14 protein-coding genes are annotated in these 14,851 nt (G+C 35.6%); 2 read left to right on the top strand and 12 right to left on the bottom strand.

What is annotated here, in order from left to right:
• Positions 1–2 precede the first annotated feature (2 nt).
• The 12 genes from AC6H33_RS08110 to AC6H33_RS08055 all read right to left on the bottom strand — a co-directional run bounded on the left by AC6H33_RS08110 (position 3) and on the right by AC6H33_RS08055 (position 12,028).
• Positions 3–1,181, bottom strand: a complete 1,179-nt coding sequence (locus AC6H33_RS08110) for a glutathionylspermidine synthase family protein (RefSeq protein ID WP_497605991.1) — start codon at positions 1,179–1,181, stop codon at positions 3–5.
• A 4-nt stretch (positions 1,182–1,185) separates the two neighbouring features.
• A complete protein-coding gene (locus tag AC6H33_RS08105) occupies positions 1,186–1,758 on the bottom strand; it encodes a Cj0371 family chemotaxis-regulating polar lipoprotein (RefSeq protein WP_497604379.1) in 573 nt (190 codons plus the stop codon).
• Positions 1,758–2,198, bottom strand: a complete 441-nt coding sequence (locus AC6H33_RS08100; RefSeq protein WP_497604378.1) for a hypothetical protein — start codon at positions 2,196–2,198, stop codon at positions 1,758–1,760. The genes AC6H33_RS08105 and AC6H33_RS08100 overlap by 1 nt, the downstream gene beginning before the upstream one ends.
• Entirely contained in the window at positions 2,195–2,626 is a 432-nt protein-coding gene (locus AC6H33_RS08095) for a Sua5/YciO/YrdC/YwlC family protein (RefSeq protein WP_497604377.1), read from the bottom strand. The genes AC6H33_RS08100 and AC6H33_RS08095 overlap by 4 nt, the downstream gene beginning before the upstream one ends.
• A gap of 2 nt (positions 2,627–2,628) precedes the next feature.
• Positions 2,629–5,886: a carbamoyl-phosphate synthase large subunit gene (gene carB / locus AC6H33_RS08090; RefSeq protein WP_497604376.1), complete on the bottom strand. Its 3,258-nt coding sequence runs from the start codon at positions 5,884–5,886 to the stop codon at positions 2,629–2,631.
• 174 nt (positions 5,887–6,060) lie between these two features.
• Positions 6,061–6,822, bottom strand: a complete 762-nt coding sequence (gene mreC / locus AC6H33_RS08085) for a rod shape-determining protein MreC (RefSeq protein ID WP_497605990.1) — start codon at positions 6,820–6,822, stop codon at positions 6,061–6,063.
• Positions 6,815–7,852 carry a rod shape-determining protein gene (locus AC6H33_RS08080; protein ID WP_497604375.1) on the bottom strand — a complete coding sequence of 346 codons (1,038 nt, stop codon included), beginning with the start codon at positions 7,850–7,852 and terminating at the stop codon, positions 6,815–6,817. The genes mreC and AC6H33_RS08080 overlap by 8 nt, the downstream gene beginning before the upstream one ends.
• 9 nt (positions 7,853–7,861) lie before the next feature.
• The gene (gene clpX / locus AC6H33_RS08075; RefSeq protein WP_497604374.1) at positions 7,862–9,103 is read right to left on the bottom strand and encodes an ATP-dependent Clp protease ATP-binding subunit ClpX; all 1,242 of its coding nucleotides are present in this window, start codon (positions 9,101–9,103) and stop codon (positions 7,862–7,864) included.
• A complete protein-coding gene (lpxA, locus tag AC6H33_RS08070) occupies positions 9,100–9,885 on the bottom strand; it encodes an acyl-ACP--UDP-N-acetylglucosamine O-acyltransferase (protein WP_497604373.1) in 786 nt (261 codons plus the stop codon). The genes clpX and lpxA overlap by 4 nt, the downstream gene beginning before the upstream one ends.
• On the bottom strand, positions 9,885–10,331 hold the full coding sequence (gene fabZ, locus AC6H33_RS08065) for a 3-hydroxyacyl-ACP dehydratase FabZ (protein ID WP_497605989.1): 447 nt from the start codon (positions 10,329–10,331) through the stop codon (positions 9,885–9,887). Before fabZ ends, lpxA begins: the two co-directional genes overlap by 1 nt.
• Positions 10,332–10,381: 50 nt before the next feature.
• Positions 10,382–11,464: an epoxyqueuosine reductase QueH gene (locus AC6H33_RS08060; protein WP_497605988.1), complete on the bottom strand. Its 1,083-nt coding sequence runs from the start codon at positions 11,462–11,464 to the stop codon at positions 10,382–10,384.
• A 60-nt stretch (positions 11,465–11,524) separates the two neighbouring features.
• Positions 11,525–12,028: a peptidylprolyl isomerase gene (locus AC6H33_RS08055; RefSeq protein ID WP_497604372.1), complete on the bottom strand. Its 504-nt coding sequence runs from the start codon at positions 12,026–12,028 to the stop codon at positions 11,525–11,527.
• Between the two features lie 103 nt (positions 12,029–12,131).
• On the opposite strand from AC6H33_RS08055, the gene AC6H33_RS08050 reads away from it, so the two are divergent.
• Entirely contained in the window at positions 12,132–13,592 is a 1,461-nt protein-coding gene (locus tag AC6H33_RS08050) for a c-type heme family protein (RefSeq protein WP_497604371.1), read from the top strand.
• Positions 13,582–14,847: a response regulator transcription factor gene (locus AC6H33_RS08045; protein ID WP_497604370.1), complete on the top strand. Its 1,266-nt coding sequence runs from the start codon at positions 13,582–13,584 to the stop codon at positions 14,845–14,847. The genes AC6H33_RS08050 and AC6H33_RS08045 overlap by 11 nt, the downstream gene beginning before the upstream one ends.
• Positions 14,848–14,851 lie beyond the last annotated feature (4 nt).

Below are 14,851 nucleotides of genomic sequence, written 5' to 3'. Positions count from 1 at the left end.
GTTTATACTAAAACATGTCCCACAAATTTGCTCATATTGTTTAAAATCTCTCCGCCTTTTCTAAATCCAAGAGCAGCTCCCTCATAGGCAAAGAAAACTCCAGCTTGATATTTTTCTCCATTTGCATCTCTGTTTAACTCAACATACTCTTGATAGATTTTTTTATGATTTTTATATGGACCATCCTCTTTGTTGAGCACTGCGCCATGAGCATCAATTATTTCTATATTGGCACCTTCTCTACCAAAAACAGTTTTTTGAACTTGTTTTATTCCATGCAAAGGCTCAAAAGATGTTTTAAGCAGATATGGCGAATCTGGAAAGAGGTCGTATAGTATTTTTAACATCCCTTTAGATTGAAAAAGAAGCGTATATGCAGGGTTTAGGATGATTGCATTTTGATTTTGCATAATGGTCGTTAGCATTGTGGCAAGTTCAGGCTCATCGGTTGCTATATCTTCCCAAGGGTAGAGTTTAAACCAGTACTCGTATTGGTTATCGTCTCTATCATAGATTCCATCTTCATCAAACTTAACATCTCCTAGATACTCAAAAGCAGTGTTAAAACCAGCATCAGTTGCAATCTGTTGAAGCAATCTTGTAGTCGCTTCTTCTTCATCATTTCCGCTTACAGATGAAAATAGTATCTTCCATCCATCATACCTCTCATCAAAGAGCTCGGTATCCTCAAAGAGTGTTATAAGACGTTTAAAGTTCTCTTTTATAGCTTCGTACAGATTATTGAACTGCTCCTCTTCATCCATGTTGTTGCTCTTTAATAAACCCCATTGTAATAGTGCAGTTTCAAATAGGGAGGTAGGTGTATCAGCATTAAATTCTAGGAGTTTTATCTGCGCTCCATCAACTCCTCCAGCAAAGTCAAACCTAGAGTAGATATGCCAGTGAACATCATTTTCCCAACTTTTTTTTATAGCTTCTATGAGATTAAAAGGAATGCCTAGTTCAAAAAAAAGATTATTTTCTATCACATACTCAGCTGCTTTTGCGTACATGTCATATATCTCATTTGCAGCCTCATAGTAAGCCTCTGCTTCATCGTGTGTGACATTTACAAGAGTATCGCTTAGATATTTGCTATTGTCGTTATCAGTATGCCATGTAAAACCTAGCTCTTCTAGTTGCTCTATTTGAAGTGGTTTTATTTTAGTTAAATTTATCAAAAAATTAACTCCCGTATGATTTGGTAGAAGTTGATGAACTGCTTGAGCCACCAAAGTAACTCTTCTTAGCAGATGATGAACTGCCTGTTGATCCGCCACTAGCTGGTCGAGAATAAGCGCTTTTGTTTACGGCAGATGATTTAGATGCAAAGTTTTTGTTGTTCATAAGAGCATTTCCTATCATATTTCCCAAAAGAGAACCTGCTGCTACTGCCAGAATTGTTCCTGCTAGTCCCATTCCTGCACTTCCTTCGTTACTACTCATAGTCTCTGATGTGCCATCTTGAACTTTTTGAAACTCCTGTTCTGCTAAAGCCTTCATCTCAGCTTCATTCATGAAACGTTCTGTTTTGTTTCCGTTTGCATCTATCTCTCGAATGATTGCTCTGCTTGGCCCATCAGTTGGCATCTCTTCTACAACGATATATTTTCCATCTGCTTGTTGTTCAATTACCAAAAATTTATTTTGATGTTGCTCTTCTTTTTTGTTTGATTCACATCCGCCAAGAATGCTCATCATTGCTATTCCAGCGCTTCCAAGGGCTACACCTTTTGCTATTGAGTAGATATGTTTCATTAAATCAAATCCTTTTTCTTTAAAGTTACTATTTTAGATATATCATTGCGATAAAAAGTAATCTCTTGCCTTCCATCATAGATAATATTGCCGTTATAGCTGAATTTAGAACTATGCAGAGTGATATTTTTTTTCATAAACATAGCCTCTCCTGCCATATAACCAAAATCTTCAAACAAAGTAAGAGAGGTAAATATAGATATTGCTACTATTGGAATTAGAGCGATTTTATAATTTTTTATATAGATAACCATCCATCCAAAAATTATAGAGAGTAAGAAAAATAGATACCAGTTTTGATTGTCTACAAATAAAATATTGTAATATAGGTCTATTTTGTAGAATTCTATATAGTGAAGCATAACTCCTAAAAAAAGAAAAAAGTCTAATATAAAAGTTATAAACATACCAGTCAGTAGTGCTTGAATTGCTCTTGTCATCGTAACCTTCTTAATTTTTTAGAGTTTAATTTTATAAGTTTTGAAGAGATGCTTTCAACTAAACCATCTTTGTTTTCTACTATTATATCAGCTTTTACTTCACAAAAGTTCCTATCAAATCTCTCACTGCTTCTATTTGCAGAGGTAGAATAAAACCAAGAAGAGTCTCTTAGAATTTGTGAATCAAGAGGAAGTTTAGCAATTCTAAATGAGAAATTACCAACAATAAATGAGGTTTTTTTAGAGCGACGAACTAAGTTTTTTCTGTTATTTGGCACTCTGTGAAAATCTTTTATAAAGCTATTAAAATTTTGAAATACTTTTATAAAAGGCTTTGTTTGAGGGCGAGATTTTATCTCATAAAGTTTTTGTGAATTTTGAGATAGAAAACCGACAGTAGTGTCGGTTTGTGTAAGTATTACACTCATCTCTATGCTAGAAAATCTTGTAGAGCCTTTGATGAAGACCAAGAATCATTTTGCATCTCATCAAGAGCTAAAATAAGCGCTCTTGCAGCACTAAGAGTTGTGAAGTAAGGAATACTTCTCTTTAGAACCTCTTGACGAATTACTACTGCATCTTTTTTTGAAGTGTTATTATCAGATGTATTTATTGCCATATGAATAGCATTATTTTTCATACTATCTTCAATATTTGGACGACCCTCTGAAATTTTTAAAACAATTTCACATGGAATTCCAGCTTCCTCTATTATTGCTTGTGTTCCTCTAGTTGCAACAAGTTTAAAGCCATGTTTATGAAGCCCTTTTGCAATTTCAGGTGCATATTTTTTATCTGTATCTACAAATGATAAGAAACACGTACCCTCTGTTACAATTCTGTTTCCAGCTGCAATTTGAGCCTTTGCAAAACTGATACCAAAGTTAGAACTGATACCCATAACTTCACCAGTTGATTTCATTTCAGGCCCTAGAACTAAATCTGCGCCATATAGTTTATGGAAAGGAAATACTGCCTCTTTAACAGAGATATGCCCTTTTAAACGAGGTTTTAAAAGCCCATTTTCTTCCATAACGATGTTGTACTTGTCGTAGTAGTTTAGAGCATTTCTTAGAGTTTCTCCAACCATTACACGAGTTGCAACTTTTGCAAGAGGCATACCTGTCGCTTTACTAACAAAAGGAACAGTTCTACTAGCTCTTGGATTTACTTCTATCAGATATATCTCATCTTGATAAATTGCGTATTGAACGTTCATAAGACCATGAACACCAAGACCAAGAGCGATAGTTCTTGTTTGTGCTTCTACCTTGTCAATCATCTCTTTTGATAAGTTTACAGGAGGAAGTGAACATGCGCTATCGCCTGAGTGAATTCCAGCCTCTTCAATATGCTGCATAACTGAACCGATATAAACATCCAAGCCATCACAAATAGCATCAACATCAAGCTCAATTGCCTGATCTAAAAATTTATCTATCAAAACTGGAGCGTTATTTGAGACTGAAACAGCCAAGTCCATATATTGTCTTAACTCATCTTCGCAATAAACGATTCTCATTCCGCGACCACCAAGAACAAACGATGGGCGAACAAGAACAGGATAACCAAGTCTCTCCGCTATAGGGTAAGACTCCTCTTTAGAACGAGCAAGTCCATTTGCGGGCTGTTTTAGTCCATGCTGGTTTACAAAGTTTGAAAACTGCTCTCTATCTTCTGCTAAATCAATAACAGCAGATGGTGTTCCAGCGATTTTAGCTCCAATTTTTGTTAGAGAATCTGCCAGTTTAAGTGGAGTTTGTCCACCGAAGTGAACTATTACGCCATCTGGATTTTCATTTTCAATCACAGCTCTTACATGTTCAAAATCAATTGGTTCAAAATATAGTACATCTGAAGTGTCATAGTCTGTTGAAACTGTTTCAGGATTACAGTTGTACATAATTGTCTCTATACCCATCTCTTTAAGTGCAAATGCAGCGTGAACACAACAGTAGTCAAACTCTATACCTTGTCCTATTCTGTTTGGTCCGCCGCCTAAAATTAGAACTTTTTTCGCCTCACTTGCTCTTTTTTTTACATTTGGAAGCTTTGTGATATTTGTTGTTGAATAGAGGTATGGAGTAAGCGCTTCAAACTCTGCTGCACATGTGTCAACTTCGTTATACTCTAAGGTTACCCCAAGAGTTTTTTTAGCCTTATAAACATCCTCTTCTTCTACTTTTATATCTAAGTTTTTACTTATTAGCTGAGCTATTCTTTTGTCTGAAAAGCCATCAACTTTTGCACTTCTCATAAGTTGTTCATCAAAGAGTATCTTGTCTGTGATGCTTTGCTCACTTTTTATTATCTCTTCTATCTGGTATAAAAACCAAGGGTCAATTTGACATGTATCAAACATCTCAGGAACGCTCATGCCACGGCGGAAACCCTCTGCAACATATAGAACTCTATCTGCATTTGGACGGCGAATCTCATGCTTAATAAAATCAAAATCAGCATCAATTGGATCAAATCCGCAAAGTCCAGTCTCTAGTGAACATAGAGCCTTTTGCATAGACTCTTTAAAAGTTCTACCTATCGCCATAACCTCGCCGACACTTTTCATGCTAGTACTTAGCGTATTTACAGCTTCTGGGAATTTCTCAAACGTAAATCTAGGAATCTTTGTAACAACATAGTCAATTACTGGTTCAAATGATGCAGGAGTTCCAGTTATGTCATTTGTAATCTCATCAAGAGTAAAGCCAACAGCCAAAAGTGTTGCAACTTTTGCAATAGGATAACCAGTCGCTTTAGACGCGAGTGCAGAAGAGCGTGAAACACGAGGGTTCATCTCGATTACAATCATACGCCCAGTTTTAGGGTCAATTGAGAACTGAACATTACTTCCGCCAGTATCAACACCTATCTCTCTTAGTATGTCAAAAGAAGCATTACGCATTCTTTGATACTCTTTATCTGTAAGTGTAAGAGCAGGTGCAACAGTGATACTGTCACCTGTATGAACACCCATCGGATCAAAGTTTTCAATAGCACAAACTATGATACAGTTGTCCGCTTTATCGCGGATAACTTCCATTTCGTACTCTTTCCAGCCAAGCATCGACTCCATTATTTCTATCTCATTTACAGGAGACGCGGAGATACCTTCTTGTGCTAGTTTTTTGAACTCTTCCATATTGTAAGCTACCCCTGAACCACCGCCAGCTAGTGTAAAAGAGGCTCTGCTTATAACTGGAAAACCTATCTCTAGAGCAACTTCTAAAGCTTCATCAACGCTGTAAGCATTACGACTTTTTGGTAAATCCATACCAATCTTAATCATAGCTTTATTAAAAGCTGAACGGTCTTCACCTTTGTGAATAGCTTCAGGAGATGCTCCTAAAAACTCTACACCCTCTAACATACCTTTTGCATACATACTAGTAGCTACATTTAGTGCTGTTTGTCCGCCCATTGTAGGGAGAATAGCATCAACACCCTCATCTTTTATAATCTTTGCAATTATCTCTTCTTTAATAGGTTCAATATATGTTCTATCTGCAAATTCTGGATCTGTCATAATTGTTGCAGGATTTGAATTTATAAGGACTACGCGGTAGCCTAACTCTTTTAAAGTTTTAACAGCTTGTGTTCCTGAGTAGTCAAATTCACAAGCTTGACCGATGATAATCGGACCTGAACCAATAAGTAAAATAGTATGAATGTCGGTGCGTTTTGGCATTGTTTACCTTTTGTTTGATGTTACGCACCAAAACGAACAAGTCCGTTTTAGCGGGAGGGACCAAAGTCCCTTCCAACCCCCCTAAAGCTACGAAAAACTATATTTTTCGAGAGTTGCATTAGTGCATAAAAAAATTTGTTTATTATAGGTAAAAGGCACTTAAAACTTGATGAGTTATTTGACTTTTTTAATCATATGAAAGTAGTTTGGTGCATTTGCTTTATAGAAGGGTTCAACAACCGCACTTTGATACCCTTGCGATTTTGTAACAGATACAACAACTCCGACATTTAGTCCTTGAAAAAATATCTCATCTAGACCAGAAGTTATAACTTTATCGCCCTCATTTATCAAAAACCAAGCAGGAATAAATTTTACAATAAGATGATTAGAATTGTTTCCATGAATAATGCCAGGAGCATTTTGAGCCCCTACATATACAGCGTATGAACTTTTTAAATCGCTGTTTAAAAGCCCAAGAGGTCTGTCGTTTTGAGATATTACTATTCCAGCTACAAGATTATTGTAAACAAGACCATAAATTTTAGATGCATTATAGTCATTTACTTCAAGCCAAACTCTATTTAAATCGCCAAACTTTTGATATGAGATTGTTCTAACAAGCTCTACATCTGGATCAATTTTGAGATCAGAGAAACTCTCTAAAAAAAGATTGTTTATATCATATGACAACTGCTCTATTATGAGACAATTGTTCTCATATTTTTTTATTTTTTCATTAAGTTCTTCAATATGTTTTGCCTGAAATAGATGTTTTTGAATCTGTTTTTCTACATATTCGCTAGAGGCGTGATAGTTGGTTTTGATTTTGTTTAATACAGAAATAAAAGGAGATTGAATAATATCTGTATAATAAAGTGCACCCATTATGAGTGCAGTAAAGATGAGAAAAAAGCTAAGAAGCCCTTTATTCATTTTCAAAAAGTTCTTGTAATAAATCTATCTCTTCTAATGCGCGTCCAGTTCCTCTAGCAACTGCAAGTAGAGGCTCATCTGCTACATATACAGGGATTTTGATAATATCTGAGAGATATTTATCTAGTTGGCGGATGAGTGCTCCACCGCCTGTTAAGATAATTCCGTGATTTACTATGTCACCAGCCAAATCTGGAGGCATCTGCTCTAGCACATCACGAAGTGCTTCTGCTATCTCTTTTAGAGGCTCTTTCATGGCTTCTCTAGCATCTTCACTTGTTAATTCAACTGAGCTTAAAAGTCCTTCTACTTGGTCTCTGCCAGTAATTACCATTTTTAGCTCTTCATCAAGAGTAACAGCAGTTCCAATCGCTATTTTTATCTCTTCAGCAATTCTCTCGCCAATTAGAAGGTTATATTTTCTTCTTACGTAGTTTACGATTGCTTGGTCTATCTTATCGCCAGCTGTTCTAATTGATTTTGAAAGTACCAGACCGCCAAGAGAAACAACACCTATCTCGGTAGTACCGCCACCGATGTCAACGACTAAGTTTCCTTGAGGTTCACGTATATCTATTCCAGCTCCAATTGCTGCAGCCATTGGCTCTTCTATAAGAAAAACTTCACGAGCACCTGCGCTAAGAGCAGATTCACGAACAGCTTTTCTCTCAACTTGAGTTAATCCATAAGGAACACAGATAATAATTCTAGGACTTATTAGAGAACTTCTTCCATGAGCTTTTTCAATGAATTTTCTAATCATCTTCTCAGTCATATCAAAGTCAGCAATAACGCCATCACGCATAGGGCGAATAGCTTTTATATTTCCAGGAGTTTTACCAACCATCTCTTTTGCTTCATGTCCTACTGCTAGAACTCTTTGCTGTCCAAATTTACCAGTTTTTACAGCAACTACTGATGGCTCGTTGATTATAATGCCTCTGCCTTTTGCAATTACAATCGTATTTGCTGTTCCTAGGTCAATAGATAAATCGTTTGAAAAAAGACCAATTAATTTGTTAAATATCATTATTTTACCTTATGCAATTTGTTTTGAATTCTTTTTGATATAGACGGGAGCTTCACCGTCGTCAATAACTGCTTTTGTTACTAGTACTTCGTACCCGCTGTATTCAGGAAGTTCGTACATAATATCTATCATATTTTCTTCTAAAATTGCACGAAGTCCACGAGCACCAGTTTTTCTTTTTATCGACTTTGTAGCTATCGCTCTAAGCGCGTCTTCTTCAAAATTCAATACAACATTGTCTATTGAGAAGAGTTTTTTGTATTGCTTTATGATAGAGTTTTTTGGCTCTGTTAGTATGCGAACCATATCATCTTCTGTAATCTCATTTAACGATGCAATAATTGGAAGACGCCCAACAAGCTCAGGAATAAGACCATAACCTACCAAGTCATCAGGCTCAACCGCGTCATAGCTCATCTTTTGCTCTGTTTTACTCTTTTTTTCATGACCAAAACCTAAAACATTTTCGCCTTGCTTCTTCTTGAGTATCTCATCAAGCCCATCAAATGCACCACCGCAGATAAAAAGAATTCCTGTCGTATCAATCGCTATGAACTCTTGATTTGGATGCTTTCTTCCACCCTTTGGCGGAATGTTTACAACAGCACCCTCTATGATTTTTAAAAGAGCTTGTTGTACACCCTCTCCTGAAACATCACGAGTGATGGAGCGGTTTTCACTCATGCGGGAAATTTTGTCAATCTCATCGATAAATACTATCCCTCTTTGTGCTCTCTCTACATCACCATCAGCTGCTTGAAGAAGCTTTGTTAGAATGTTCTCAACGTCTTCTCCAACATATCCAGCTTCTGTTAAACTTGTTGCATCAGCAATTGCAATAGGAACATTTAAAACTCTAGCAATTGTTTGAGCCATAAGTGTTTTTCCGCTTCCAGTTGGTCCAATAAGAAGTACGTTAGATTTTGCTATCTCAGTATCATCATCTTTGGTTGTGTGAGTTTTAAAAATTCTTTTGTAGTGGTTATATACAGCTACACTAAGAAGTTTTCTAGCTCTCTCTTGCCCGATAATATAATCAGCTAAAAAAATATTTAACTCTTTTGGAGTCATAAGAGTGCTGTTTTCATCATGCAAATCAGCATCCGCTGATGAGTGAACTTTGTCGTCTCCAAACATTATCTTATATGCAGAAGTAACACAGTTTTTACATATATAGACACTGTTTCCTGCAATTAGTGGGTTTTCATCACTCTCTAGCGCATTACAAAAGCTACATGATCTGATTATCATAGATGTTTCCTTTCATACGGGATACCGCGTTTAGTTTTAAGAACAAAATTACAAAGCGATTGAACATGATGGCTTGTTGTGTGTTCAAGTATCTCATTTGCAGCGTCTTTTAAAGCTTTTCCAGCTTCAAAAAGCTCTTTGTATGCTGACTTTATCTCATCAATCTCTTCGCGCTCTATATTTCTTCTAAGACCTGTTAAGTTAAGTCCTCTAAGTGTCGCGCGATTTCCCTCTGCCATACAAAATGGAGGTACATCTTGAGCAAGTGCTGATGCACCAGCAACCATTGCGTACTCGCCTATATGAACAAACTGATGGATAGGAGTCATACCGCCGATTACTGCATAGTCTCCCATCTCAACATGTCCTGCAAGAGTTGCAGCGTTTGCTAAGATACAGTGATTTCCGATGATAACATCATGCCCTATATGAACATAACCCATAAAAAGGTTGTGTGAGCCGATGATAGTCTTTCCGCCACCGCCTTTTGTCCCAGGATTGAAGAGTGTAAATTCTCTGATTTTATTGTTATCGCCAATGATTAGTTCTACATCTTCCCCAGCAAATTTCAAATCTTGTGGAGCTGAACCGATAACTGCGTGTGAAAAGATATGGTTATTTTTACCTATGGTTGTTTTGCCATAAATACAGCTGTTTTGTTCTATCTTTGTTCCATCGCCGATAGTTGCATCTGAGGAGATAATGCAGTAAGCACCTATCTCAACATCCTTGCCTATAACTGCACCATCTTCTATGATTGCAAGTGGAGAAATTTTACTCATTATTTATCTACAATCATAGCTTTTAGTTCTGCTTCTGAAACTAAAACATCATCAACATAAGCTTTGCCATCAAGTACCCAGATTTGGCCTTTGTTTTTTATAACGCTTATGCGGTACTCAAGTCTGTCGCCAGGTTTTACAGGAGCGCGAAATTTTGCTCTATCTATGCTCATAAAATAGACAACTTTACCAGCAGCTTCCTCTTGCGTCATGTTGCCCATGCTCTTAAATGCAAGTATGCCACCAGCTTGAGCCATGCCCTCTAAAATCATAACGCCTGGATAGATTGGATGACCTGGAAAGTGACCTTGAAATACGTTGTCGCCGATAGTCACGTTTTTATAACCGATAAGTGATTCATTTTCTTTGATGTCTGTAACTCTGTCTAAAAGTAAAAATGGGTAACGATGAGGAATAATTTTTTGAATTTCAATAACGTCCATAATCATATAGAAAAGCCTTTATAATAATTTTGGCTATTTTAGCTAAAAAAATATTATAGAATGATTAGTTTTTCTCTCATATCTTCATAAGTTTTAGCATCAAGTTCAATAGAGAGTTTTGTTTTTGGAATCTCATCAACGATAATAATAGGGCTTAAATCGTAGCTCGATGAGAGTAAAATATCTCTAAATCTTATCTCTTCTTTAACGCTAGGAGGGCTAAATATAAGTTCTTTAGTGTTTTTATATTTTACTTTACATACAGAGTTAAAAAACTCTAATGTTACAAATTTTATCTCTTCACGATTGAAATAGTGGATATTTTTATCGCAAAATTCTATGTTTCCATTTGCTTTTTTTCTTGGAAGATTAGAGTAAAAAAGAGCATAAGCATCTATGATTTCATCTCTATTGGCATAGAGTTTAAAGCTAAATTGACGATAATTTAAAAACTTCTCTCGAATGATTTTGTAAGCGATACCATTCTCTTCAAGTTCGTTTCTTTGCTCATACATCTCAAGCCTCTCTTCAATGCTAGAGGGCTGAATCTGATTGGATATATGAGAAAACATCTCATCCATAAGGCGATCTTGCTGTTCTCGTTGCATAGTTAGTCCATAGATGCATCCGCAATAGTCTTGACGATAGAGTTGCTCCTCTTTTGTAACACGGCTTTGCTCTGCTGTACCGCCATCTTTTCTATAATCATAAAATATAAACTCAACACCATGCTCTTTGAAAAATTTATCACCGCTTACTTTTAGCTGTTCTTGTGATTTTAGAGGGCTTACAAGCAGAGTTGTTGTTATGCTTTTCTCGCCGAGTTCAAGAGCTTTTTTTGCGCTTACATCAAATCTTTTATCAAAGCAAACTTCACATCTTTTGCCTTTTTCAGGTTCATTTTCTAAACCTCGTACAGCTTCCATCCACGCTTCAAAATCATACTCTCCCTCAAGAAGTTCAATACCTAGTTTTTTGCAAGAGCGTTTTACATCAAGAAGACGAAGCTGATATTCTGAAAATGGGTGAATGTTCGGGTCGTAAAAAAATCCAATAAGTTTTTCATCTGGATAATCTTTTTGGAGCTTTTCTAAAAAAAAGTGGGAGTCTACGCTGCAACATATATGGACTAAGATATGAGTTCCTTGAAAAATTTTACTCTCAATGCTTGAGAGCATGAGGGTAATTAGAAATTTTTATTGGCGAGTTTGTAAAACTTCAATAGAGTTTATAACGTCTTGACCTTTTATGCTGTCTAGCGTAGAGAAGCTATCTTCATCATCTTTCTCGATTGCTCCAAAAACAGTGTGTACGCCATCTAAATGTGGAGTAGCAACAAATGTTATAAAGAACTGGCTTCCACCAGTGTTAGGCCCAGCGTGAGCCATAGAGAGTGCTCCTCTTCTATGTTTAGTAACATTTGTTTTTGTTTCACAAGGGATAGCCCAATCAGGTCCGCCTGTTCCAGTTCCATTTGGACAACCACCCTGAGCCATAAATCCAGGGATTACACGGTGAAAACTAAGGTTATTGTAAAAACCTGATTCTGATAAATGTGCAAAGTTTGCAACAGTATTTGGAGCCTCTTCAGGTAACAGTTTTACCCAGATGTCACCTTTGCTTGTAGTAATTTTTGCCCATTGAAATTTAGCTATTTCCTCAGCACTTAACTCGTATTTTCTTAGTTGTCTTCCAAACATATGTAACCTTTATGTAGATATTTTTTTTGGAATTATAGTGTAAGTTTATAAATAAAAAAACGATATACTGCAAATCAAACAACTACAAAAAGGAAGATTTGCATTGGAAAGTTTACTAAAAAAGATAAAAATTATATTTATACTCTCTTTTATTTTAGGTACTATAATTTTTTATTTTACACTTAAAGAGTTTCATCAAGAAAAGGCAAATCAACTTATAGAAGAGAATGTTTTGATGTTTGATTCTATGCAGGAGTTTATAGCAAACTATCAAAAACCAGCGGTATATAAGCTTATAAATGATAAAAATCTCTCACAAGATTACTTTGATCCGACACTTTTATCTTCTACATATATTATTTCTCATATATATGAGGTTTTTAAAGAAAATTATGCAAAAAAACATAGCGATTCTCATAAAAATATTGAACTAAGATTTCCAAGTAACAACCCAACAAATCCTATAAATCAAGCGACTCCATTTGAGGCTGAAGTACTAAAAAAATTTAACAACTCAGATATGAAATCATACAAGGAGATAGTTACACATAATGGCAAAGAAACACTCTTTTTTGCACTTCCAGTAGCTAGAAACAATGAGTCATGTTTGCAGTGTCACGGTGACCCAAGTAAAGCTCCAAAAGGTATGATCAAGATATATGGAGATAAAAATGGTTTCAACGAGAAGCTAGGAGAGATACGCGCAATAGATGCTATCTACTCCCCAATTGATTCAGATAATGAGATGATTAAATTCTTCATATTGATTGAGGCTATGATGTTAGTGGTGTTTTTTGGAATTTATTTTACTGTTAAGTATTTTGTTCTTCAGTTAAGTGATAAAGATAAGTTTATAGCAAAACAGTCCAAGTTTGCGGCTATGGGAGAGATGATAAGTATGATTGCCCATCAATGGCGACAGCCTCTAACTGGGATGAGTATGACTACAAACAATATGCTCTTAGATATAGAACTTCAAGATATAGATGAGAAAAGATTTCAAGATAACTTGGAGACTATAAATAAACAAATAGCGTATTTATCCGAAACGATAGATGATTTTAAGAACTTTTTTAAACCAAATATGAAGATGGAAGAGGTAGGCGTTGCGTATCTCGTAAAAGATACATGTATGATAATTGATAGCACTCTAAAGAGCAACGGAGTTGAGATAAAAAATAGTATTGATGAGAATATAAAGCTTTTTACGCAGAAAAATGATGTGAAGCAGATTATTTTAAATCTTGTCAAAAACTCTATGGATGCGTATGTTGAGAAGAAAATAGAAAACAGAGTCATAGAGATAAGTGCAGTAGATAAGCCAAAAAGAGTAGAAATAGTTGTAAAAGATTATGCAGGCGGCATACCAAAAGAGATAATAGAGAAGATATTTGACCCATATTTCAGCACTAAAGATAAGAAAAACGGTACAGGTTTAGGGCTTTATATGTCAAAGATGATTGTAGAAGAGCATCTGTGTGGATATTTGGATGTAAAAGTAGAAGGAGTTTCTACAATATTTACAATATCATTAATGAAGAAGGAAAACGAAGATGGAAATTAGTATCAATGTAATCAAACTTAAACAGTATGCTTCAGTCTGTTCTGTGCTTTACGTTGAGGATGATGAACTTATCAGAAAGCAGACAGCAGATTTTTTAGGTCGTTTTTTCCCTGATGTAGTTTTAGCAGAAGATGGAGCTATAGGACTTCAAAAATATAAAGAGAAAAAGTTTGATGTTGTTGTAACAGATATAAATATGCCAAATATGAACGGCATAGAGATGATAGAGGCTATGAAAGAGATAAATTATGAGCAGGTGGTATTGGTAACTTCAGCTCACAATGACAGCGAATATCTAATGAAACTTATAAACCTCAATGTTAACCGTTTTGTTTTGAAGCCTTTTAACAACAAGCAGTTTTTATATGTACTTTATAAGATTGCAGAAGAGCTTAGTTTTACAAAGGAGCAGACAAAACTTCAAGATGAAATTGTCTCTCTTTCAAAAAGAGCACAGCTTATAGTGGATCAGGCAAAAATAGGGATAATTGTTCTAGAAGATAACAAAATAGTTATGGCAAATAAAGCCTTTTTAGAGATTGGTGATTTTGATACTTTCGAGATGCTTGTGTTGGAGATGCCAGAGATAGGGGTGTTGTTTGAAGAAGCATCACACTGCATAAGTGCTACAAGCAATGCAGAGCTTATAGAGCAGTTAAAGACACTTAAAGAAGAAGATAGAAAAGTAAGAATACTCAAAAATACGATAACTTTTGAATATCAAGTAAATTGTTCTAAGATAGATGATAAAAATAGTTACATACTCACATTTAGCGATATAACCGCTATACACAATGCTCTCTTTCTTGATGAGGTAACAAAGCTTCCTAGTAAGAAATTTGTGCTTGAAAAAATAGAGCTTTTAAAACAAAAAACAAGTATGCTAGATATGATATTTTTAAAAATAAAACATTTTGAAAATCTTGAGAAATGGTACGGAAAAGAAGAAGCTCAAGAAGTCGAGCTAGGTCTTGCAAATAAAATAAAAGAGATTAAGCAAAAAAGTATGCCTGATGCATTTATAGGCTACTTTGGGCATAATCAATTTATCGTTATTCCAAATGGGAGTGCTGTGGTAAACTTATTTTCAATGCTAAAGAATATAAATATAGCTTCATTGCCTCTATTTGAGAAGCATAGATATTCTGATGTTGAGTTCTCTACCTCTCCAGAAGTTAAGCTCGAGAAGGTTGATGCAAATAAATCTTTGGGCAAAATAGAAGTGGATATTTCAGAGATATTTGACATGATGTAGGCTT

Source organism: Sulfurimonas limnophila (genome assembly GCF_059705345.1).
Note: the sequence above shows the minus strand (reverse complement) of the source record. Positions and strands in the feature narration are given on the sequence as shown.